This is a genomic window from Ignavibacteriales bacterium (assembly GCA_026390795.1).
Classification (GTDB): domain Bacteria; phylum Bacteroidota; class Ignavibacteria; order Ignavibacteriales; family Melioribacteraceae; genus Fen-1258.
In genome coordinates this window covers 1-24,130 of the sequence record JAPLFG010000005.1, presented here as the reverse complement: position 1 = coordinate 24,130, position 24,130 = coordinate 1, and the positions used below count along the sequence as shown (strand labels likewise).

General features: G+C 36.8%; 26 protein-coding genes. 25 read left to right on the top strand and 1 reads right to left on the bottom strand.

The window, feature by feature from the left end; genetic code table 11:
- The first annotated feature begins 6 nt into the window (after positions 1-6).
- From pstB (NTX65_16095) to NTX65_16040, 12 genes are all read left to right on the top strand, one after another.
- Positions 7-762, top strand: a complete 756-nt coding sequence (gene pstB, locus NTX65_16095; protein MCX6170863.1) for a phosphate ABC transporter ATP-binding protein PstB — start codon at positions 7-9, stop codon at positions 760-762.
- The gene (gene pstB / locus NTX65_16090) at positions 762-1,538 is read left to right on the top strand and encodes a phosphate ABC transporter ATP-binding protein PstB (protein ID MCX6170862.1); all 777 of its coding nucleotides are present in this window, start codon (positions 762-764) and stop codon (positions 1,536-1,538) included. Before pstB (NTX65_16095) ends, pstB (NTX65_16090) begins: the two co-directional genes overlap by 1 nt.
- Positions 1,539-1,552: 14 nt before the next feature.
- The gene (gene phoU / locus NTX65_16085; GenBank protein MCX6170861.1) at positions 1,553-2,245 is read left to right on the top strand and encodes a phosphate signaling complex protein PhoU; all 693 of its coding nucleotides are present in this window, start codon (positions 1,553-1,555) and stop codon (positions 2,243-2,245) included.
- Positions 2,246-2,434: 189 nt separating this feature from the next.
- Positions 2,435-3,376, top strand: a complete 942-nt coding sequence (locus NTX65_16080; protein MCX6170860.1) for an LD-carboxypeptidase — start codon at positions 2,435-2,437, stop codon at positions 3,374-3,376.
- 203 nt (positions 3,377-3,579) lie between these two features.
- Positions 3,580-4,962 carry a [FeFe] hydrogenase H-cluster radical SAM maturase HydG gene (gene hydG, locus NTX65_16075; GenBank protein MCX6170859.1) on the top strand — a complete coding sequence of 461 codons (1,383 nt, stop codon included), beginning with the start codon at positions 3,580-3,582 and terminating at the stop codon, positions 4,960-4,962.
- A gap of 240 nt (positions 4,963-5,202) precedes the next feature.
- A complete protein-coding gene (hydE, locus tag NTX65_16070; GenBank protein MCX6170858.1) occupies positions 5,203-6,249 on the top strand; it encodes a [FeFe] hydrogenase H-cluster radical SAM maturase HydE in 1,047 nt (348 codons plus the stop codon).
- Positions 6,250-6,319: 70 nt separating this feature from the next.
- Positions 6,320-6,823, top strand: coding sequence for a tetratricopeptide repeat protein (locus NTX65_16065; GenBank protein ID MCX6170857.1), 504 nt, complete (start codon positions 6,320-6,322; stop codon positions 6,821-6,823).
- Entirely contained in the window at positions 6,823-7,731 is a 909-nt protein-coding gene (locus NTX65_16060) for a DUF58 domain-containing protein (protein MCX6170856.1), read from the top strand. The genes NTX65_16065 and NTX65_16060 overlap by 1 nt, the downstream gene beginning before the upstream one ends.
- 112 nt (positions 7,732-7,843) lie before the next feature.
- Positions 7,844-8,038 carry a hypothetical protein gene (locus tag NTX65_16055; GenBank protein ID MCX6170855.1) on the top strand — a complete coding sequence of 65 codons (195 nt, stop codon included), beginning with the start codon at positions 7,844-7,846 and terminating at the stop codon, positions 8,036-8,038.
- A gap of 145 nt (positions 8,039-8,183) precedes the next feature.
- Complete coding sequence (locus NTX65_16050; protein MCX6170854.1) at positions 8,184-8,543, top strand: DUF3795 domain-containing protein; 360 nt, start codon at positions 8,184-8,186, stop codon at positions 8,541-8,543.
- Between the two features lie 198 nt (positions 8,544-8,741).
- On the top strand, positions 8,742-8,999 hold the full coding sequence (locus tag NTX65_16045) for an AbrB/MazE/SpoVT family DNA-binding domain-containing protein (protein ID MCX6170853.1): 258 nt from the start codon (positions 8,742-8,744) through the stop codon (positions 8,997-8,999).
- On the top strand, positions 9,000-9,320 hold the full coding sequence (locus NTX65_16040; protein ID MCX6170852.1) for a type II toxin-antitoxin system PemK/MazF family toxin: 321 nt from the start codon (positions 9,000-9,002) through the stop codon (positions 9,318-9,320).
- 42 nt (positions 9,321-9,362) lie between these two features.
- Here NTX65_16040 and glmM read toward each other — a convergent pair whose 3' ends face one another.
- On the bottom strand, positions 9,363-10,715 hold the full coding sequence (glmM, locus tag NTX65_16035; GenBank protein ID MCX6170851.1) for a phosphoglucosamine mutase: 1,353 nt from the start codon (positions 10,713-10,715) through the stop codon (positions 9,363-9,365).
- Positions 10,716-10,811: 96 nt separating this feature from the next.
- On the opposite strand from glmM, the gene NTX65_16030 reads away from it, so the two are divergent.
- The 13 genes from NTX65_16030 to NTX65_15970 form a co-directional block, all read left to right on the top strand.
- Complete coding sequence (locus NTX65_16030) at positions 10,812-11,528, top strand: endonuclease III (protein MCX6170850.1); 717 nt, start codon at positions 10,812-10,814, stop codon at positions 11,526-11,528.
- Between the two features lie 86 nt (positions 11,529-11,614).
- Positions 11,615-12,472 (top strand): EamA family transporter, encoded by an 858-nt coding sequence (locus NTX65_16025; protein ID MCX6170849.1) that lies wholly within the window; start codon positions 11,615-11,617, stop codon positions 12,470-12,472.
- A gap of 207 nt (positions 12,473-12,679) precedes the next feature.
- On the top strand, positions 12,680-14,083 hold the full coding sequence (gene lpdA, locus NTX65_16020; GenBank protein ID MCX6170848.1) for a dihydrolipoyl dehydrogenase: 1,404 nt from the start codon (positions 12,680-12,682) through the stop codon (positions 14,081-14,083).
- Complete coding sequence (lipB, locus tag NTX65_16015) at positions 14,061-14,768, top strand: lipoyl(octanoyl) transferase LipB (protein ID MCX6170847.1); 708 nt, start codon at positions 14,061-14,063, stop codon at positions 14,766-14,768. The genes lpdA and lipB overlap by 23 nt, the downstream gene beginning before the upstream one ends.
- Before the next feature lie 14 nt (positions 14,769-14,782).
- Entirely contained in the window at positions 14,783-16,873 is a 2,091-nt protein-coding gene (locus tag NTX65_16010) for a dehydrogenase E1 component subunit alpha/beta (GenBank protein MCX6170846.1), read from the top strand.
- A 69-nt stretch (positions 16,874-16,942) separates the two neighbouring features.
- Complete coding sequence (locus tag NTX65_16005; protein MCX6170845.1) at positions 16,943-18,547, top strand: 2-oxo acid dehydrogenase subunit E2; 1,605 nt, start codon at positions 16,943-16,945, stop codon at positions 18,545-18,547.
- 114 nt (positions 18,548-18,661) lie between these two features.
- On the top strand, positions 18,662-19,564 hold the full coding sequence (lipA, locus tag NTX65_16000; GenBank protein MCX6170844.1) for a lipoyl synthase: 903 nt from the start codon (positions 18,662-18,664) through the stop codon (positions 19,562-19,564).
- A gap of 404 nt (positions 19,565-19,968) precedes the next feature.
- Positions 19,969-20,256 (top strand): ferredoxin family protein, encoded by a 288-nt coding sequence (locus NTX65_15995; protein ID MCX6170843.1) that lies wholly within the window; start codon positions 19,969-19,971, stop codon positions 20,254-20,256.
- The gene (locus NTX65_15990) at positions 20,253-21,323 is read left to right on the top strand and encodes a 3-methyl-2-oxobutanoate dehydrogenase subunit VorB (GenBank protein MCX6170842.1); all 1,071 of its coding nucleotides are present in this window, start codon (positions 20,253-20,255) and stop codon (positions 21,321-21,323) included. Before NTX65_15995 ends, NTX65_15990 begins: the two co-directional genes overlap by 4 nt.
- On the top strand, positions 21,320-22,138 hold the full coding sequence (locus NTX65_15985; GenBank protein MCX6170841.1) for a thiamine pyrophosphate-dependent enzyme: 819 nt from the start codon (positions 21,320-21,322) through the stop codon (positions 22,136-22,138). Before NTX65_15990 ends, NTX65_15985 begins: the two co-directional genes overlap by 4 nt.
- A gap of 1 nt (position 22,139) precedes the next feature.
- Entirely contained in the window at positions 22,140-22,694 is a 555-nt protein-coding gene (locus NTX65_15980; protein MCX6170840.1) for a 2-oxoacid:acceptor oxidoreductase family protein, read from the top strand.
- A gap of 89 nt (positions 22,695-22,783) precedes the next feature.
- Positions 22,784-23,341 (top strand): hypothetical protein, encoded by a 558-nt coding sequence (locus NTX65_15975; protein ID MCX6170839.1) that lies wholly within the window; start codon positions 22,784-22,786, stop codon positions 23,339-23,341.
- Between the two features lie 110 nt (positions 23,342-23,451).
- Positions 23,452-24,130 (top strand): F0F1 ATP synthase subunit beta (locus tag NTX65_15970; GenBank protein ID MCX6170838.1); only part of this gene is annotated, 679 nt, incomplete at its 3' end.

Here is a 24,130-nt window from a genome sequence, read left to right as displayed (position 1 = left end):
TAATTGATGAAGATAAAATTTCACATAAAAGATCTGGATTTATTTTTCAAGAATGAAAAAGTTTTAAAGCAGATTAATTTTGAAATTGCTGCAAATAAAATTTTAGGAATCATTGGTCCATCCGGTTCCGGCAAAACTACGTTTTTGAGAGCATTAAATCGTATGAACGATTTGGAAGATGGTTCTAGAATCGAAGGCAATATTTTATTGGATGAAGTAGATATTTACAAACCGGATTATGATGTAGTTGCATTACGGAAGAAAGTCGGAATGGTCTTTGCAATGCCTGTTCCGCTGCCAATGAGTATTTATGAAAATGTTGTTTATGGCGTGCGACTCTCAGGAGTTAACGACTCACAACGATTGGATGAATTGGTAGAAAAGAGTTTAACAGCCTCATACCTTTGGGATGAAGTTAAAGACCGTTTAAAAACCTCCGGAATGAGACTTTCCGGCGGACAGCAGCAGCGTCTTTGTCTTGCTCGTGTGCTTGCAATGGAACCAGATGTAATTCTTCTTGACGAGCCTTGTTCCGGATTAGATCCGATTTCAACTGCAAAGATTGAAGACGCACTTACAGTTCTTAAAAAAGATTATACAATTATTTTGGTAACCAACAATACCAAGCAGGCAGCAAGAGTAGCCGATAATACAGCATTCTTCTTAATGGGAGAACTGATAGAAATCGGATCAACCGGACAAATTTTTACCACACCGAATAGAACCGAAACGAGTGACTACATTACTGGAAGGTTCGGATAATGATTGAACTTAAAACTGATATTAAAAATAAAATCGTAATTGATAATCTGGATCTATTCTATACTAAGTTCCAGGCGCTCTTAGCAGTAAATATGTCTGTTCAGCAAAAAATGATTACTGCATTAATTGGTCCATCGGGTTGTGGTAAATCAACATTGTTGCGTTGCTTAAACCGAATGAATGATTTAATTCATGGAGTTAAAATAACTGGTAGTGTTCTTCTTGATGAGATTGATATTTATAATTCATCATTGGAAGTAGCTGAGTTGAGGAAAAGAGTTGGAATGGTTTTCCAGAGACCAAATCCGTTTCCGCTTTCAATTTATGATAATGTTGTCTATGGGCTTAGAGTTGCCGGTATAAGGAATAAAAGAGAAACTGATGAAATTGCCGAAAAAAGTTTAAGAGGGGCGTGGCTTTGGGATCAAGTGAAAGATAAACTGAATCATAGTGCTTTAGAGTTGGCGCTTGATCAACAACAGCGTTTGTGTATTGCGCGTTTATTGGCAGTCCAGCCGGAAGTTATTCTAATGGACGAACCCTGCTCTGCTCTCGATCCAATTGCTACAATGAAGGTTGAAGAATTAATGATAGAACTAAAAAAGAATTATACAATTGTTATAGTAACTCACAATATGCAGCAGGCTTCGCGTGTATCGGATTTTACAGGTTATATGTTGATGGGAGAGATGATTGAATTCAATCAAACAAAAACTATATTTACAAATCCATCAAAAAAATTAACCGAAGATTATATTTCGGGAAAGTACGGCTAAAAAAGGAAGGGCTTATGCAAGATAATTTCAATCAGCAGATAGAAAATTTGAAGGTTAACCTTATAAAGATGGCTTCGCTTGTTGATGAACAGGCAGAAAGAGCTTTCACGGCACTAGAAACGGGAAATATAGAATTATGCAAGGGAATAAAAGCCAAAGAGCTTGAGGTGAATATTTACGATAATCTAATTCAGACTCAGTGTGAAAATATTCTGGCTCTTTTTCAACCCGTAGCGGTTGATTTGAGATTTATCATATCAGTGATGATGATAAATAACCAGTTGGAAAGATGCGGTGATATCGCGGTGAATATTGCTCAGCGTGTTAAAAAAACTAATGAACACCATTCGCTTATCGCCGAAACGCAAATATTAGAAATGGGAAAACAAGCCCGCGAAATGTTGAAAAATGCAATTGATTCATTTATCAATAATAATATTGATCTTGCAAACAAAGTAATTGAGAGCGATGAAAGTGTGGATAAGCTGAATAAACAGATTTTCAAAGAGCTTGTCTTAAAAATGCAGAATGAAACACAACTGATTGAACCATGCGCTCACTTGATTGTTTTGACACGTCATATTGAAAGACTGGCTGACCATGCAACAAACATTGCCGAAAATTTGGTTTTCTATGTGAATGCAAAAATCGTCTCACACAAGAAAAAGTTTGAAAAATGGGGTGTAACCGACCAAACTATTGATTAATGCGTCAGACGCTGTTAAAAATTTAAAAATGAGCTTTATATAAGGTTTTTTTGGGGAATAAAAACTATGCCCTGTCCGGTAATAACCTCAATTTATTCTTCAAATTATTCCTATTTTGAACTTAAATTTTGCATCGAATATATCCTTTTACTATATTGAAATAGAATTCGATCACGGAAATTATTGTTAATGGGAATAATCAAACCAAAGAAACTGAAACCCGGAGATGTAATTGGAATAATTTCTCCGGCCTCATCACCAGACGATCTTACCAAAATTAACAGCGGCGTACAGTATTTAGAAAAAATTGGTTATCGTGTTGAAGTGGGAAAAAATGTCGGATCTCAAGAAGGATATCTGGCTGGTTCAGATACACAAAGATTAGCAGATCTGCATGAAATGTTTAGAAACAAACAGATCAAAGCAATTTTTTCGATCCGCGGCGGATATGGTTCCGGGCGACTTCTTGATAAGATTGACTACAAACTGATTCGCAATAATCCTAAAATCTTTGTCGGATATAGCGATATAAATGCATTACAACTTGCATTTTTTACAAAGTGCGGATTAATAACATTTGCCGGTCCGATGGTTGCGGTTGATTTTCATGATGAGGTGAGTGCTTTTACAGAAGAAGTATTTTGGCGGACGATCACATCGAATAAAAAAATTGGAAAACTTCAAAATCCCCGCAAAGAAAAATTTTATTTATTGAATAAAGGAAGAGCATCCGGTAGAATTCTTGGCGGCAACTTAAGTTTGTTAAACTCACTGATTGGAACTGAATATCTTCCTAAACTTAAAGGCGCAATCCTTTTATTAGAAGATATTCATGAAGCGCCTTATAGAATTGACAGAATGCTTAACCAGCTCCGACTCGCCAAGTTGTTCAAACAGATAAATGGAGTAATACTTGGTCATTTTGTTGATTGCGTAGAACAAGATCCAACTAAACGAACATTTACTCTCAATGAAGTGATAATTGAATATTTTCAGAACAAGAAATTACCTGTGCTTTACAACATTAAGCACGGTCATATAAAAGATAATATTACAATTCCATACGGTATAAAGTGTGTTCTAAATGCAACACGCGGGTATATAGAAATACCTGAAAATGCCGTATTGTGATTACTATTAAATCTATTAGTTTTTTCTTCGATCACTGATTTATTATCTGATCTTTTCGCTCATTCTCTTTTTTAAGAAAAGGTTTTCAGATTCTTCCCAAATTATTTCAATTAACTGCATATTCGTTCGATAATAGCGCTGGTATATTTGTTGCATCACTTGGACTACAATACTCATTTTAACTGTTCTACCGGAGATACTTTATGGAATTTATTGACGAATCTTATATTGCTTCCCTAATTGATGATGCCAGGCTTAATGATCATGGACTTCAGAGGGAAGCGATCCAGAAATCTAAAGATGCAAAAGGATTAACACTTCGCGAAAGCGCCGCTCTTCTTAACATCAATGACCCGGAAATAACTGAAGAGCTTTTTAATACAGCAAGAGAAGTTAAAGAGAAGATTTACGGTAACCGACTGGTTCTGTTTGCACCGCTTTATATTACTAATCTTTGTATCAACAATTGTTTGTATTGCGCATTCCGGAGAGATAACAAAGAATTAACACGCAAAACTTTAACGTTGGATGAAATAAGAGGTGAAACGGAATTTTTAGTTAAGCAAGGACACAAAAGAGTTTTACTTGTCTGTGGTGAGCATCCAAAGAAATCGAGTATGGAATTTATTGGTGAATCGATTAAAACAATTTATGATGTAAACATTAATGGTGGAAATATCCGCCGTATTAATGCAAATACCGCACCGTTAAGCATTGAAGATTTTAAAACATTGAAAAGTTTTGGCATTGGGACTTATCAATGTTTTCAAGAGACTTATCATTATAAAACATATATGCAGATGCATCCGGACGGACCCAAGAGAGATTATGCATGGCGGTTATTCGCAATGGACCGCGCGCTTCAAGCCGGTATTGATGATGTTGGAATCGGCGCATTATTCGGTTTAACAGATTACAAATTTGAAACACTCGCTATGCTTAGTCACGCATTCAATCTCGATCAAAGATTCGGTGTTGGACCGCATACAATTTCTGTCCCGCGGATTGAACCGGCATTCAACGCACCTGCTTCAGATAATCCGCCGTTTGCTGTTGATGACGCTTCATTCAAAAAATTAATTGCAATAATACGTCTTGCTGTTCCATATACGGGAATAATTTTATCAACCCGTGAACGCGCAGATTTACGCCGTGAAATATTTAAAGTCGGCATTTCTCAAATTAGTGCCGGCAGCAGGACTTCTCCTGGTGCTTATATCGAATCGGAAGAGAATCATGAGATGGAACAATTCCAACTTGGGGATCACCGTACACTTGATGAAGTTGTAAAGGATTGCTGCGAATTAGGTTTCCTTCCAAGTTTTTGTACAGCTTGTTACCGTTCAGAACGAACCGGCGACCGTTTTATGGAATTAGCAAAAAGCGGTAATATCGGAAAGTTGTGTGTGCCGAATGCACTTTCTACATTTAAAGAATATGCTAATGATTATGCATCTACCGCAACAAAAGAAACTGCTTCTAAATTTATCATAAAAGAAACTGAAGCATTGGACGGCGCAACAAAACGTAAAACTGATGAGATGATAAAGAGAGTTAACAACGGTGAACGGGATGTTTTCTTTTAAGATTCTGTTGTTAACCCCTTATGTGAATTAGTATGAAACCGTTAAAACGGTTCTAACATTTTGCTTTGTGTTACTAACCCCGCGATTAATCGCGGGATTAATCACTGAAACAATAATTTTTTAAACTGTTTCAACAGTTTATTAAACTATATTTTTTAATTCACACAACACGTTTTTGTTAATAAAATTAAAATAAAAAATACTTTTTTCAATCGAATCGTAAATGATAACGTTTATAAAATGAACTTAGATCTATTACTACATAAAGAAAATCTTTCAAAAGAAGAGATTGTTTTTCTTCTTAATCTTTCCAATAAAAAAGATCAGCAAATTCTTTTTGACCGTGCCGATGAAGTGCGTGCTCAATATTGCGGCAACGAAGTTCATCTGCGCGGAATTATTGAACTCTCGAATTATTGCGAACAGAATTGTATCTATTGCGGGTTGAGAGAAGAAAATAAAAAGCTCCAGCGGTACAGGATGACACCGGAAGAAATTATTGAAACCGCTCATGTCATTTCCAATCTTGGAATTTACACTGTCGTTTTACAATCCGGAGAGGATCATCAATTTGATACCGCAATGATTGCATATATTATTTATGAGATCAAACAGAACGCTGAACTTGCAGTTACACTAAGTCTTGGTGAACGGGGATTTGATGAATACCGTGCCTGGAAAATGGCTGGTGCCGACCGCTATTTATTAAAACACGAAACTGCAAATCCGAAACTCTACTCGGTTTATCATAACAAACAAAAATTAAATGACCGGCTTGCACATTTGAGATTTCTAAAATCGATCGGTTATCAAATCGGTTCGGGCAATATGATAGGACTTCCTTTGCAGACAGTTGAAGACCTTGCCGACGATATTCTTCTATGCAAAGAACTTGATCTGGATATGACTGCATTCGGTCCTTTTATTTCTTCACCGGAAACTCCATACAGAAGCAAATCTGCCGGTGATGTTGATCTAACTTTGCGTGTTATGGCTGTGGGAAGAATTGTTCTTAAACAAGTTCATATTCCGGCAACAACAGCTCTGGCTACATTGGATGAAATTGGACGAATAAAAGGTTTGAATGTCGGCGCAAATGTAATTATGCCGGATTTAACTCCCAGTCCTTATAGAGAACGTTACCAAATTTATCCGGATAGAAAAGTGCTTAACGATAATCCATTCAACGTTAAAGGGAGCCTGCAATCTCAAATTGAATCGATCGGAAGAAAAATTTCAAATAGCAGAGGCGATTCAATGAAAATTGGACATCATTCACAAGTATAAATAAATCCCTTTCCTTGCTTAATCATTGATCGTATATTTGCCGCCGAGAATATAAAACTTAAGGACTAATATGAAAAAACTTATTACCGTGATGATAGTTATTGTTCTTCTCTTTAACGGGTGCGATTCAAATAAAGAGAAAACATTACTTGATTCTGCAGCTGCAAAAGCAAAAGCAAAAAATTATTCCGAAGCAATTAAAGATTATCAAAAAATTATAGATGAATATTCATCAAGTGATAATGCCGCCGAAAGTTATTTCGCAATTGCCGCAATGTATCATATGTATCAGATTCCAAATATTTCAAAAGAAGAATCGATCAAGAAAGCGGTTCAATATTATGAAAAACTTTACGAGCAATTTCCGAAGAATGAAAAATCGCCGAAAGCATTATTTATGGCTGCTTATTTAAAAGGAAACGAATTGAACCAATTGGACGGTGCGCGTAAATCGTATCAGACATTTCTAGATAAATACCCTGGCAACGAACTTGTACCGCAGGCAAAAATTGAATTGGAAAATCTCGGAAAAACTCCTGAAGAAATTCTTCAAGCAAGTACGGCAAAAAAATAGTGGCTGTTAAAACAGAAGACTACAAAAAGTATCTAGACCCGGTTGTAATCTCCAAACTGAAAACCCTCGAACTCCGTGCGCGAATGGTGGTCGAGGGTTTTAAAGTGGGATTGCACCGAAGTCCTTACCACGGTTTCAGCGTTGAGTTCAGCGAGCACCGTCCATATATGCAAGGCGATGCTCTGAAGAATGTAGATTGGAAAGTTTACGCGAAGAGTGAAAAATATTACATCAAACAATTTGAAGAAGAAACAAATCTCATTTGCAATATCTTCATTGACATAAGTAAATCAATGAATTATAAATACACATCTAAGATCACAAAATTAGAATATGCCAAAATCCTTGCCGCAACTTTGAGTTATGTTATGATAAACCAGCAGGATTCAGTGGGACTTGCAATCTATTCCGATAAAATTCATAGTTATTTACCGCCCAAATCAAACCGTGTTTATCTAAGAACAATTTTATCCGCACTAAATCAAATTGAACCTGCCGGGGGTACAATAACATCTAAATGTTTGGATTCGGTTGCAGAAAAAATTAATAAGAGGGGACTTACAATTATTATTTCGGATTTTTTTGACGATATGGATTCAATTCTTACGGCACTGAAACATATTCATTATAAGAAGAATGAAGTGATCGTTTTCCAAATATTAGATCCTATTGAAAAGAATTTCGGTTTTGGAAGTGATTCTATTTTTGTTGATCTGGAAACCGGCGAGCAGATGACAACTCAGCCGCATCAGATTCAGAAAGCTTACCAGCAAGCGATGAATGAATTTATGAACAAACTTAAAAGTGAATGCTTGAACTATGGAATTGAATACAATGTGATTGAAACAACACAGCCGTTTGATAAAGCATTGATAAGTTATTTCGCTAAGAGAAGCAGACTGAACTAAGGATTCTGCCGTGAAAAGTGAAACGTGAGACGTAAGAAGTGATAGATGAAAAATGATTTGAATTGATGGCAATTTATTTTATGTTGCCAGCGGATGTAGGGGAAATTCCAAAATGTTATTAGTAGTAAGGATTATTAAAAGAACAAAAGCTAAACCGCACCATAAACTCCGGATTGTACACAGCACAAACAACTATAGTTTATTATATCATTCCACATATAAGATAAAAGAAAAACAATTATACGGCAGTGAAGAAATTGGATTGGTGTATGCAGCTGCATACACATCTACGTTCCTAAATCAATAAGCCTATGTACTAATAAGTAATAGTTGGAAATCTAAAAAGTGATATTATCTCAACAAAATATTTTTATTCAGTTAAAGTTCATCATGTCCCATCTCTTTAAACATTGCGGCGATATTATTTTTTGTAATGGAATGAAATATATTTTATGAACAAATCAATATCATATTGCGGATTGTTATGCCAAGGATGTCCAATTTATTTAGCGACTAGGGAGACGGATAAATCAAAAAAGGGAGAAATGATTTTGGGAATTATCCGTGCTTGCGAAGAACACTATGGAATTGAATATAAATATGAAGAGATCAATGACTGTGACGGTTGTAAATCAAAAAGCGGAAAACTATTCAGTGGATGCGCAAATTGTAAAATAAGAAAATGCGGTTTTGAGAGAGGATTTGAAAACTGTGCTTATTGTAAAGAATATCCATGCGATAATCTAAAAGATTTATTCAAAACAGATCCAAACGCAAAAACACGGTTGGATATAATTCAGAGCAGTTTATAAATATTTTAATAATAATTAAATGTGTAATAAGCGCCTTTGCTCACTTTCTTTTCTTTAGAGACAAGTATATTTAGGCGGCGGTTTGTTGTAGTATCTTCTGGTTGATTGTAGTGTGCTTAAAAATTGGAGAATATAGATACTTGATTGTTGAAAAATATGTAATTACTTTGTAGCCACGTATTTAAGAGAAAGAAAAAAATGAAAACAAAAATTATAAAAATTGGCAATTCACGTGGGATTAGAATACCAAAATCACTTATAGACCACAGCGGTTTAAAGAGTGAAATAGAACTTGAAATAGTTGATGGTCAAATTGTCATTAAGCCAATTTCAAAAACCAGAGACTCGTGGGAAAAAGCATTCCAAAAGATGGTTATAAATAAAGATGATATTTTATTGGATAAAGATTCATTACCGGAACAATCGAAGTGGGATAAAGAAGAATGGGAGTGGTAAATGTTCTCGCGGTTTGAAATTTACTATGTTAATCTTGACCCAACAATAGGAAGCGAAATCAAAAAGACTCGTCCATGTGTTATAATTTCGCCCAATGAAATGAACCACCACATATCTACTGTTATTATAGCCCCACTTACTTCTAAACTACGTAATTATCCTACGCGTGTTCCTTGCAAAGTAGAAGGCAAGCAAGGTCAAATCGTATTAGATCAAATTAGAACGGTTGATAAAGTAAGACTTGTCAAAAAGATAAATACATTGAACAAAATAAGTCAGAGTAAAATATTAAGCATTTTAAAAGAAATGTTCTCTACATAAGTAACTTATTTTTTACCCTCATATTAAAAATTCTCTTTAATCTCACTGTAGGTTCATAATTTCGTCAACATATTTTGCCGCCAAACTTTCAGCATCATTTTTACTCTTCGCCTCAACTATACAACGTATTATCGGTTCTGTGTTGGATTTTCGGAAATGCACCCAGTGATCTGCAAAATCGATTCTAACGCCATCCTCAAGATTGATCTTGCCTGACCTATATTTATTAACAATAGATTTTATAATCTCATCCGGGTTCATAGAGCCAAGTTCAATTTTTTTCTTAGCAATAAAATATTGAGGCAATGATTTTTTCAGTTCGCTCATCTTTCCGTTAAATTCTAAAAGATGTTGAAGCATAATAACTGTTCCGGTTAAAGCATCTCTCCCAAATACAACTTTTGGAAGAATAACTCCGCCGCTTCCTTCTCCGCCAATAACTGCTTTTACTTCTTTCATCTTCTGAACAACATTAGCTTCTCCAACCGGCGAGCGGAATACTTCGCATCCGAATTCATTGGCAACATCTTCAACCGCACGAGTTGTTGAAAGATTAACTACAGCGTTTCCTTTTTTCTTACTGAGATAAAATTTTACAGCTTGGGTGATTGTATTCTCTTCTCCAAAAGGTTCTCCTTTTTCCGTTATAAGAACCAATCGGTCAACATCCGGATCGACAACAATTCCAATATCGGCTTTATGTTTCTTAACAGCCCGCATAGTGGCGGTTAAGTTTTCCGGTATCGGTTCTGGCAGACGAGGGAAGATTCCGGTCTTCTCGCAATTCATTTTGATCACTTTGCAGCCGAGCTTCTCCAATAGCAGAGGCATCGAATAAGCACCGGCACCGTTAACGCAATCGAGTAATACTTTGAATTTTCTTTTGCGGATCTTCGCAAGATTAATGTAATCAATATTTAAAACAGCTTTGATATGATCTTCCAATCCTTTTTCGTACCTGGTTAACTTTCCAAGTTTATTCCACTCAACAAATTTTATATTTGCATCATCAAGAAGTTCTAACATTTTAATATTTTCTTCGGGAGTCATGAACTCACCGCTGCGGTTCAAAAGTTTGAGGGCATTCCATTGGTTTGGGTTATGGCTTGCTGAAATCTGAATTCCACCTGCTGCTTTTAATTTTTTTACGTTGAACAATACGGTAGGAGTTGGACAAATGCCGAGATCAATTACATCGTTTCCTTTAGCAAGAAGAGTTCCGATAACAATATTACGGACCATCTCACCGGTGATTCGTCCATCACTGCCGATAACAATTTTACCTTTACCGCATAAATCAGCGTAAGCAGATGTATATTTAACTAAAACATTCGGATCGAGTCCGTCGCCGATTATTCCTCGTATACCGGAAATGCTAACCATTAATGTGGGCATAAATCACCTTGTAATTGATAATTTAGAACTGAGAATTAAGAATTCACAAACTCATGTAGAAATTTAATAACTTTTGTCGCCAAAAAAATCTATTAAATGAAAAACAAACAGATTCTCATTTCCTCTGTAAACGAGTTGCTCATTAAGAAGTTTGGAATTCCTAAGCGGAGTAAAATTCTTCCTAATCCGCTTGATCTATTAATAGCAACAATCCTTTCGCAAAATACAAACGATAACAATTCATATAAAGCTTTTCAAAATTTGAAAAGCCATTATCGATCGTGGGAAAAACTATTACTTGTAAAAAGAGCAGAAATTGAAAACGTAATTCGAGTCGCCGGATTAGCAAAACAAAAATCGGGTGCTATTAAAAATCTAATAACTGAATTGAATAAGCGGGGAGCGCTTTCCTTGAATTTTGTGAAGAATCTAGATGACAGTTCAGCAATCGAACAACTAACTGAATTCAAAGGTATTGGTGTTAAGACTGCAAGCTGCGTCCTGCTTTTTGCACTTGATAGAAATGTCTGCCCGGTTGATACTCATGTTCACCGGACAGTAAACAGAATTGGAATTGTTTCTGAAAAAACACCGGAAAAAACATTTTATGCGTTGAATAAAGATTTTCCGGAAGGGATTGCGCATTCATTTCATACCAATCTCATTCGTCTTGGTCGTGAAATTTGTAAGCCGGCAAATCCAGTATGCGGAGTTTGTCCTTTGATAAAACTTTGCGGATACAAAAACAAAAATCTAAAAATAAAAGCAGCGGGGAAGAAGAGAGAATTTATGCTGCTTGATAATGTTTCTTAGGAATTGATAATGGATAATTGAGAATTTCTGAATAATGAATACAAATGAAAAACTGATCACTAACATAACTTACTATAAGCGGGAATATGTGGGTATTATTCGCAACACTTAATCCAATTTCGGAAGGTATTCGAAGTGTCTTTATAAAAAAAGCTTCTAATCAATTCGACTCAATTTTTATTTCATGGGCAAATAATTTACTTCCGGTAATTGTTTTTACTCCGATTCTTTTTTTCATTGATCTAAAGTTTAATACATTGTTCTGGGTTGGTTTGATCGGTTCAAGTGCCTTAAATGTTGCCGCAAATATTTTTTATATGCGTTCAATCTCGAAAGGAGAGATTTCAAGTGTAATGCCGATGCAAAGTTTCGCGCCGATCTTTTTACTTTTTTCAAGTCCAATTCTTCTAGGTGAATTTCCAAATCTTGTTGGACTAATCGGAATTCTTTTAGGATTTGTTGGTTCATATCTTCTGAATTTAGATTTAAGAAAGAACAGCATTCTAGATCCGCTCAAATCATTAGTGAAAGATAAAGGAACCCGGTACATGCTGATCGTTGCATTCCTTTGGAGCATCTCAGCTAATTTTGATAAGATCGCAATTAAAAATTCTTCTACATGGCAATACATGGCATGTACGAATATTCTTATCTTCACAACAATCTCAATCTTAGTGATGACAACAAAGAAATTTAAGATCGGCTCAACTGCAGGCAGCAAAAAATATTTATTTATAATAAGCGCATTCACGGTTGGTTCTTATATATTTCATATGACGGCTCTCTCTCTGACATTAGCCGCATATGTTATTGCGATGAAAAGAATGTCCGGTGTAATTTCTGTTTTCCTCGGAAATATATTTTTGAAAGAGGCGAACTTGCGCCAAAGATTACTAGGCTCATTTGTAATGCTGCTTGGTGTTCTCCTTATTGTGTTTTCATGATCTTCCTTTGTAATTCCCGCATGCTTTAAGAGGGAATCTAAAATATAGAATCCTCCTTTTTGAAACTATAAATTGAAATTCTATGTTGTAACGGATAACAAATTTATGAGGGGAATCTATTCATACGGGATAGAAAAGCTGAAATTTGTTTTAAGAACAGCGTTTTTTATATTGCACGGAAATTCAAACCATCTCTGGACTATTCGGATGACTAAATCTTATGATATTGCCATTTTAGGCGGCGGTCCCGGCGGCTATGTGGCTGCGATACGTGCGGCTCAGCTTGGTTTCAAGACAGTAATTATTGATAAAGATAATCTTGGAGGAATCTGTTTGAACTGGGGATGTATTCCTACAAAATCTTTGTTGAAGAACGCGGAAATTTTTGACTTGATGAAAAATCATTCAAACGATTTTGGAATTAAGGTAGATGGATTAAGTTTCGATTTCAATAAAATCATTAAGCGAAGTAGAGATATCTCAGACCGCATTACTAAAAATGTGGAATTCCTGGTTAAGAAAAATAAGATCGACCGCATCCGCGGATTCGGTAAATTAATTTCTAAAAACCAGATTGATATTTTTGATAACGAAAAAAAGAAGATTGATTCAATCACAGCTGACAAAATAATTATTGCAACCGGCGCGAGACCTAAATCTGTGCCCGCAATTCCGGTTGATAAAAAAAATATTATCACTTCCACAGAAGCGATGAACCTGCCAGCTCAACCGAAAGATTTAATTGTTATTGGAGCCGGCGCAATCGGAATTGAGTTCGCGTATTTCTATTCGGTTCTTGGAACCAAAGTAACAATTGTTGAAATGCTGGATCAGATTCTCCCGGTTGAAGATAAAGAAGTTTCGGAGACTCTCTTAAAGAATTTCAAAAAAAGGGGAATTGAAATTTATACTTCTACAAAAGTTGAAAAGGCAGAAGTGAAACCAGGCAGTGTTACGGTTCATATTGAAAAAGACGGAAAGAAAATTGAATTAAAAGCAGAAAAAGTTTTGAGCGCAATCGGGGTGACCGGAAATATTGAAGGATTTGGTCTAGAAGAATTGGGAATAGAAATTTATAAAAATCATATCAAAGTTGATAAAAATAGTTATCAAACAAACGTTTCTGGAATTTATGTCATTGGCGACGTGATCGGTCCGCCCTGGCTTGCGCATGTTGCTTCATCTGAAGGAATCCATTGTGTTGAAACCTTGAAGGGATTGAATCCGCATCCAATTAATTACGATAACATCCCGGGATGCACTTATTGCATTCCTCAAGTTGCGAGTGTTGGAATGACAGAAGCAAAAGCACTTGAAGCCGGATATGAATTGAAGATCGGAAGATTTCCGTTTATGGCAAGCGGAAAAGCTTTTGCGGTTGGAGAGAGAGAAGGATTTGTAAAATTAATTTTTGATGCAAAGTACGGCGAACTCCTAGGCGCTCACATAATTGGACCGGAAGCAACTGAATTAATTGCTGAACTTACACTGGCAAAATCGATGGAAGCAACGTATGAATCAATTGTAAAAACTGTTCATGCTCATCCGACATTATCGGAATCAATAATGGAAGCGGCTGCAAACGCATATGGCGAATCAATCCACATATAGAACTTTTGATTACTGCGATCTCGGTTTGCTTGATTATAAACAAGCCTGGGATCTGCAGAAAGAAATTTTTGATCTTCGTCTCCGTAACGAAATTAGTGATACATTATTTTTACTAGAGCACCCTCATACTTATACACTTGGCAAAGTTGCAGAAAAAGAAAATTTGATCACTTCCGAATCTCAACTGAAAGAACTTGGTGTTAGTGTCTTTGAGATCGACCGCGGCGGCGATATTACATATCATGGTCCGGGACAAATTGTTGGCTACCCGATTCTCAAGTTAAGCGATTGGAAAGAAGATACACATCAGTATTTGCGCGGATTGGAAGAAGTTATTATTCTAACCTGCCGTGAATATGGAATTGAAACAGAACGGAACCCGAAATATACCGGCGTATGGATTGGCGAAAGAAAAATTGCAGCAATCGGAATAAAAGTAAGCCGGTGGATAACAATGCACGGTTTCGCGTTTAATATAAATACAGACCTTTCATACTTCGGCGGAATTATTCCATGCGGAATTAAAGATAAAGATGTTACGTCGCTTCAAAGAGAACTCGGAAGAGAAATCAGTATTGATGAAGTGAAAGAAAAATTAATAATGAATTTTAAAAAAGTTTTTGATTACACTGACTTTGTAGGAAAATCTAAAGAAAAATTTCTACAAATAACTTTGCAACCATAACAAAGGAAACACCGATGGCACAAAACGGCAAGCATGATGAAGCTGTTATAGATGAAAAAGAAAATAATCTACCAACCGGTAAGATCGATTCATTCGGCGGATTGAATAAAGACGAGTTGATAAATGTTCTCCGTCTTATGAATCTCTCACGTACAATAGATCATAAGGTAATGAACTTGCTTAAACAAGGTAAAGCATTTTTCCATATTGCCGGTGCGGGACATGAGGCAACACAAATCGCTTTCGGACTTGCAATGAAGAAGGGGATTGATTGGGCTTTCCCTTATTACCGTGATATGGGATTGATGCTGGCACTTGGTTCAAAACCGGAAGATCTTTTTCTTGGATTTCTTGGTAAAGAAAACGATCCGATGACCGGCGGAAGACAAATGCCATGTCACTGGTCGGCAAAAGAATTTAATGTTCCTACTCAATCCAGTCCAACGGGAACACAGTTTTTACAAGCAGTCGGTGCAGCACTAGCTTTGCGGAAAAAAGGAATTAACGGAGTTGTTTATGTAAGCAGCGGTGAAGGCACAACATCTCAAGGTGAATTTCACGAAGCAGTCAATTGGGCAAGCAGAGAAAAATTGCCGGTAGTTTTTGTTATTCAAAATAATAAGTGGGCAATTTCGGTTCCGGTTAAATATCAAACCGCTGGGAAAGATTCATTGGTTAGCGAGATGATGAAAGGTTTTGATAATCTTTTAAGAGTTGAAGTTGACGGGACTGATTTTCTTCAGGTAAATGTTGTCGCTCAATCTGCATTCAAATATGCTCGTCAGGGTAAGGGACCAGTTTTAGTTGAAGCTCACGTTGTAAGATTACTTTCTCATTCATCCTCAGATGATCAGAAAAAATATCGCCCGGATGAATCGTTAAAAGAAGATTTGAAGAAAGATCCAATTGAACTTTTCTCAAATGTTTTATTGAATAAAGAAATATTAACTACTCCCGCATACAATGAAATCAAAAAAGAAATTTCAAATCATGTAAATGAAGCGGCTGATTGGGCTTTAAAGCAAGAAGATCCTAAGCCTGAATCAGCAACACATTTTGTTCTAGATGAATCAGGTATACGGGACCGGCTTGAATATGAAAAAATAACCAACGAAGGCAAACCGGTTGTGCTGGTTGATGCTGTTAATCATGCCTTGCATGAAGAGATGGAACGTAACGATAAAATTTATATTTTCGGTGAAGATGTTGCAGACGGCAAAGGCGGTGTTTTTACAGCAACAAAAGGTTTATCAACTAAATTTGGAAATGAGAGAGTATTTAACTCACCATTAGCGGAAGCAAGTATTACCGGGGTCGCTATCGGCATGGCTCTTAGCGGATTGAAACCTTGCGTTGAAATTCAATTCGGTGATTATATCTGGCCTGGATTCATGCAATTCCGAGATGAAATGGTGATGTACCGTTACCGTTCCAATAATTTGTTTGAGGCGCCGGTTGTTACACGTGTTGCTGTAGGCGGATATATTCACGGCGGATTATATCACAGTCAAAACATCGAAGGATTTTTCTCTCACATGCCTGGTCTTCTGATAGCGTATCCGTCGAATGCGGCAGATGCTAAAGGATTATTGAAAACTGCGTTACGTATAAATGATCCCGTTTTATTTTTAGAACACAAGGGATTGTATCGACAAAGTTATGCAACTTCACCGGAACCGGATTCGGATTATTTATTACCTTTCGGGAAAGCAAGTGTTACACATGAAGGAAACGATCTTTCAATTATAACTTACGGTGCTATGGTGCATGAATCTAATTTCGCTGTTAAAAAATTGGAAGATGAAGGTTATTCTGTAGAACTTATTGATATTAGAACAATCGCGCCGCTCGATATTGAAACCATTTATAAATCGGTTAAGAAAACCGGCAAGGCAGTTGTGATTCATGAAGATACTTTAACTTCCGGATTCGGTGCTGAGATTGCATCGCTTATATCTGAAAATTGTTTTGAGTTTCTAGATGGACCGGTAAGAAGAATCGGTGCGGCGGATGCGCCAATTCCTTATCATCCAAATTTGGAGAATGAAATACTTCCAACACGCGGAAAAATTTATCAATCATTAAAAGATTTGTTGCAATATTAATTCGCAACAGGAATCATTTTCTGCAATAAAACAGATATTGAATCTATTCTGACAAAATGTGGAGTAAAAATGAAAGTTGAAATTGTAATGCCTAAGATGGGCGAAAGCATTAGTGAAGGAACGCTGATCAAGTGGCACAAGAAAAAAGGTGATCTGGTTAAGAAGGACGAGATTATTTATGAGATAAGTACGGATAAGGTTGATACAGAAATCCCGTCTCCAGAAGACGGCGTTTTGATTGATGTGAAAGTCTTTGAACAGGAGACTGTTGAAGTAGGAACTGTTGTAGCGGTTCTTGAAACAAGTGGTGAGTCTAATAATGAAATGAAGGAAGAAGGAAAGAAGGAAGAAAAAAAGGAAGAAGAAAATCCTTCTGCAATTCAGAACAGACTTGATTTGATTGATGTTCCAATGCCTAAAATGGGCGAATCAGTTATGGAAGGAACTATTCTTAAGTGGCACAAGAAAGTTGGTGATCATGTAAAACGTGATGAAATTATTTTTGAAATAAGCACGGACAAAGTTGACACCGAAGTTCCATCGCCGGTAGATGGTACAATTGCAGAAATTCTTTTTGTTGAAAATGATATTGTCCCGGTAGGCGTTGCAGTAGCTAAAATTTCTGTAAACGGTGGAGTTGTTAAAAGTAAAGATGATCAAGAGCAAAATTCTGGTCAAGCTCAAGAAGAGAAAAAATTACAAACTGTTCAATCTACCAACTATAAAGGCAACTCAAGTATATTTTATTCTCCACTTGTTCTAAAAATAGCACGTGTTGAAGGTGTTTCAATGGATGAATTGGAAACCGTAGTTGGAACAGGTACCGGCGGACGGTTAACTAAAAACGATTTACTTAAATATGTTCAAAACAGAAAGAAAAGCGCAGGTTTATCTTCAAGACTTCATGGTAAAAAAGAGGAAACTGTCTCTGCTCCTAAAACCATTGAGGTGAAATCCGCAGACGGTAAACGTACTGAAATAATTCCGATGGATGTGAACCGTCAACGTATAATGAATCATATGATCAAAAGCCGTGACACTTCCGTTCATGTTACTGCAGTTATAGAAGTTGATATGTCACGTATTCATAATTTTATTGAGAAGAACAGAGACACATTCGCTGCAAAAGAAGGAATAAAACTCACTTATATGTCGTTCATTTCTTTTGCAATAATAAAAGCACTGAAAGAATTTCCAATGATGAATGCTTCTATTGACGGAAATAATATCGTGATAAAAAAATATATCAATCTTGGAGTTGCAGTTGCAGTCGAACCTAACGGTTTGATTGTCCCTAATATTAAAAATGCCGATGAAAAAAATCTTCGCGGATTATCAAAAACAGTAGCAGATTTAGGTTCACGTGCGCGCAAAAAAAAATTAACAGCCGATGATGTAACAGACGGAACGTTCACAATTACAAATTATGGAGTATTCGGTTCATTATTCGGAACGCCGATTATCAATCAACCCGAAGTTGGTATTCTTGGTGTTGGTGCGGTTACAAAAAAACCGGTAGTTGTGGAAAACGACGGAGTGGAAAGTATTGCGATAAAACCAATGATGTATCTTTCACTTAGTCACGATCACCGTTTGGTTGACGGAATGTTAGGTGGTAAATTTGTGAAGTCAATAAAAGAAACTTTAGAAAATTTTGATACGAGTTTAGTTTAAAATCTCAATCATGCTCTTAACCTTGTTCATGCTCATTTCAATTTTAGAACATGATTAGGATTATGATCAAGAGCATGATAAAATGTACTTTAGTGAAGTGATAAGGAGAAGGTTTTGATTAATCAACACCAGAAAAAATTTGCAGAGACAATTGAGAAGGAAAGACCGGAACTTGGTAAAAGACCGGATTGGTTAAAAGTCCGTCTACCGAGCGGTCAGAATTATAAAGAAGTCCATGAACTGATGCGCAAATCAAAATTAAATACGGTTTGTGAGGAAGCTAAATGTCCTAATCTTGCCGAATGCTGGAATAGAAGAACCGCAACGTTTATGATTCTTGGCGATACATGCACTCGAAGCTGCGGATTTTGCAATATCAAAGTTGGAATTCCGAATGAACTTGATCTTGACGAACCGAGAAGAGTTGCAGAATCTGTTGAAGCATTGAACCTCAAGCATGTTGTTATCACATCGGTTGACCGTGATGAATTGAAAGATGGCGGTTCATCAATCTTTTCTGAAACAGTCCGGCTCATCCGCCAGAAGATGCCGGAAACAACAATCGAAATTTTAATTCCCGATTTTAAAGGTGAAGAAGAATCATTTAAAATTATTCTGCAAAATCCGCCCGATATACTCAATCACAATTTGGAAACAGTTCAGCGGCTTTATCACGGTGTTCGACCACAAGCTAAATATGAACGGAGTCTTGCGTTGATCCGCTGGTTCAAAGATCAAGGGTTAAGAACTAAAAGTGGAATAATGGTCGGCATTGGAGAAACCAAAGAAGAAGTTATAGGAATTATAGACGATCTTTACAATCACGGTTGCGATATAATGACGATCGGACAATACCTTCAGCCGACAAAAAATCATTTGCCGGTTCATCGCTTTGTAACACTCGATGAATTCAAATTCTATAAAGATTACGGATTGCAAATCGGTTTGAAAGCAGTTGAATCATCACCGCTGGTGCGCAGTTCATACCATGCGGATAAACATGCTGAGTTAGTCTAAAAATTTTCACCCGAATGTGTTGAAAATCATTCGAAAAGCAATTCCAAACATTTTTTCATTTCATTGAACTTCTATAAATTTTCCTTATTTTTGGAACTGTAAAAATGAGATAACTAATTTTCTCAGAAAGGATTGGTCATTCTCAAAAATTATAAAGCATGTTGCTGAAATCTGACTGCTAAAGATAAATACGGTTGAAAACATTGATTAAATGCGGCAAATCGGGTTGAAAATTGAAATGAAGAATTAATTATTTGGCACGTTAGTTTCAAGTAATTATTGTTTGATACCGGCTTTAAATGAAAACAATATTAATCGAAATAAATAATAGATTAGAAACTGATCAAGAAAGGTTACTGCCATAAGCTGTAACCTTTTTATTTTTTAAACAAGAGGTGAAAAAGATGGCTAAAGTAAAAGGAGATATCTTAATCGATATCGAAAAATGTAAAGGTTGTGAATTATGTGCCGTTGCATGTCCTCAAGACTCACTCGAACTCTCGCGCAAAATAAATTCTAAAGGTTATCATTATATAGTAAAGATAGAAGATAACTGTACTGGCTGCACTAATTGCGCTTTAGTTTGTCCGGACGGCATTATAAAAGTCTACCGTAAAACTGAAAAGAAGAAAGAGCAGGTAGCAACAATTTCAAATGTAACTGGGGATTTAACAGTGACGGTGAACGCATGAAAGAACTAAAATTAATGAAAGGCAATGAAGCTCTTGCAGAAGCTTCAATTCTTGCTGGATGTGATGCATATTTCGGATATCCAATTACTCCACAATCTGAAGTACTTGAGTATTTGGCACAAGATGCTTTAAAGAGAACCGGCATGGTTGTTCTGCAAGCAGAAAGTGAAGTCGCTGCAATCAATATGATTTATGGTGCCGCTGGCACCGGAAAAAAAGTGATGACATCTTCGTCATCTCCTGGAATAAGTTTAATGCAGGAAGGTATTTCTTACATTGCATGCGCTGAACTGCCATGCCTTTTAGTAAATGTTGTTAGAGGCGGACCGGGACTTGGAACAATTCAGCCATCGCAAGGAGATTATTTTCAAGCGGTTAAAGGAGGCGGTCACGGCGATTATAAATTAATTGTTTTGGCTCCTTCAACAGTTCAAGAAATGGTCGATCATGTAAAACTAGGTTTTGATCTTGCATTCAAGTGGCGTAATCCCGTTATGATTCTTACAGACGGTGCGCTTGGACAGATGATGGAAAAAGTCCAATTGCCTGCTCAGCTGCCAAGAACGACCGAAGAACCCGATTGGGCAACAGTTGGAAAACCGAAAACACGGGAAAGAAATTTTATTACATCACTTCATATACAACCTGATAAAATGGAAGAGATCAATCTTCATCTTCAAAGAAAATATCGCGAGATTGAAAATCAAGAAATTCGGTTCGATAAATTTGAATGTGACGATGCAGAAATAATTTTAGTCGCTTTTGGTTTAGTTGCGCGAATCTGTCAGAAAGCCGCTCAGCTTGCGCGCCAAAAAGGAATTAAAGTTGGAGTATTCAGACCAATTACTTTATTTCCGTATCCATCTAATGAATTAAAGAAGCTTGCAGATAAAGTAAAAGGAATGCTAACTGTTGAAATGAACGCCGGGCAAATGGTTGAAGATGTTCGTCTCTCGGTGAATGGCAAAATCCCAGTCGAGTTTCTAGGTAGAATGGGAGGAGTTGTTCCAACGCCGGAAGAAATTCTTCAAAAGCTGGAAGAAAAATTTGTAGGAGAAATAGTATGAACGAAAAGACAATGACTGAAGAACAACACTTCTCAGAAGTAATTGCAGAAGAAAATATTTGTGTAAATGAAAATTTAGTTTTTGAAAAACCAGAGACATTGCTGGATACACCGATGCATTACTGTCCAGGCTGCGGGCACGGTGTTGCTCATAGATTGATTGCAGAAGTAATTGACGAACTCGGGATTCAGGATAAAACAGTAGGTGTTGCACCGGTAGGATGTTCTGTATTCATGTATAACTACATGAACATCGATATGACCGAAGCACCGCATGGACGGGCATCTGCTGCTGCCACCGGAATTAAACGTGTTCTACCTGATAAATATGTTTTCTCTTATCAAGGAGATGGTGACCTTGCTGCAATTGGAACCGGAGAAACAATCCACACTTGCAACCGCGGTGAAAATATTTTGATTGTTTTCATCAACAACGGAATTTATGGAATGACCGGCGGACAAATGGCGCCCACAACTTTAGTTGGAATGAAATCAACAACTACACCATTCGGACGCGATGTTGCCATAATGGGTAATCCTCTAAAGATTACAGATTTAGTAGCGCAACTTCCAGGTGTTTATTATGCCACACGGTGTGCAGTTAACAATCCTGTTAATGTACGCAAAGCGAAAAAAGCAATCATGAACGGCTTCAAATATCAAGAGCTAAAAAAAGGGTTGAGCTTTGTCGAGATAGTTTCCAATTGTCCTTCAAATTGGAAGATGACACCTGTTGAATCAAATAAATGGATGGAAGAAAATATGCTTCCGTTCTATCCGCTCGGCGATTTAAAAATACCAGGAAAGGAGAAATGATATGCAAGAAGAAATGATAATTGCCGGATTTGGCGGTCAAGGTGTTTTATCTATGGGACAAATTCTCTGCTACAGCGGAGTAATGGAAAATAAAGAAGTGAGCTGGATGCCGTCTTACGGTCCTGAAATGCGCGGCGGTACCGCAAATTGTATCGCGATTATAAGTGATACTAAAATCAGTTCACCAATACTCACAAAGTTTGATACGGTAATTGCGCTTAATCAACCGTCATTGGACAAATTTGAATCTGCAGTTAAACCGGGCGGACTATTAATTTACGAGGCGAGCACAATTTTGAATCCTCCGACTAGAAAAGATATCGATATAATTCCAATCGAAGCGGCAAACGAAGCCACCAAATTGAAAAATTCAAAAGTAATGAACATGATAGTTCTTGGAGCGTTCCTTTATAAGAAACCGATAATCAAGATGGATAATATTATTGAAGGAATTAAAAAAGTACTTCCGGAAAGATATCATCATCTAATTCCTCTAAACAAGCAGGCGATTGAAAAGGGGAAGGAACTTGCTCAGAATGTTGGAGTCTCAGTTTAAATTATTCAGTTAAGACGAGGCAACTTATCCCGCTAATGCGGGATGCCTCGTCTCTATCTCTTTGATTGAATTGTAAGCTTGGGGAGCTTATGACTAAATTCAAGAATACATTTCGAATTGAATCCGTAAGATTAAAAGAATGGGATTATTCTAATCCATGGTGGTATTATGTTACAATCAATACTAAGAACCATGTTGAATATTTTGGTAAAATCGAAAATGAAAGAATGGTTTTGAGTGAGTTAGGTTTGATTGTTCATGAAGAATGGTTGAGAACAAAAACAATTAGGCAAAATGTTGATCTGGATTATTTTGTGATTATGCCAAACCATTTACATGGAATAATCATTTTGGAAGGGGAGAAAATCGTAGAGACTTGCCGCGGCAAGTCTCTACAACAAAAAAATGAACGAGTGTTTTCAAAACTAATTGCTAATTCATTATCAGTTATCATTAATCAATTCAAAGGGGCAGTTAAACGTTTGGCAAATAAAAATGGATACAAATCGTTTACATGGCAGCCCCGTTTTTACGATAGAATAATACACAGTGAAAAAGAATTGTTAAACATTAGAAATTATATAGACCAGAATCCATCAAAATGGGAATTGGAAAAAGGAAAACCAGAAAACATTTTTGATTTGTAATTGATAATTTAGAGACGACTCGGCGAAACGTCTCTACTTATATCTTTTTTGGAATTAACCCCATTCTTTCCTAATTTTCCCCACTAAATTTTGAAATAAAAGGATTAAAAATGGCTCAGAACGAAGGCGTAATTGCCCAAGTAATTGGTCCGGTTGTGGATATTGATTTCCAGGACGGATATCTACCAGCAATTTACAATGCAATTAAAATTCCTAGAAAAAGCATAGAAGGTATTGATGAAGTGCTTATCGTTGAGGCACAACAGCATCTGGGCGAAGATCGTGTTCGCACCGTTGCTATGGACTCGACTGACGGACTCGTACGCGGTATGAAAGCAATTGATACCGGCGAACCAATTACAGTTCCGGTTGGTCCAGAAACTTTAGGACGATTAATTAATGTTATTGGAGATGGAATTGATGGACTTGGCGAGATAAAATCTAACAAGCGTTATGCGATTCACCGCCATGCACCAAAGTTTGATACTCTTTCTACACGTCAGGAAATGTTTGAGACCGGAATAAAAGTTATTGATTTACTGGAACCATATTCCAAAGGCGGCAAAACCGGTTTATTTGGCGGTGCCGGCGTTGGCAAAACAGTTATTATACAGGAACTGATTCATAACATTGCTAAACAGCATGGCGGTTATTCCGTATTTGCTGGTGTTGGTGAAAGAACAAGGGAAGGAAACGATCTCTGGCTTGAAATGAAAGAGAGCGGAGTTCTAAATAAAACGGCACTTGTGTTTGGACAAATGAACGAACCACCGGGAGCGCGTTTAAGAA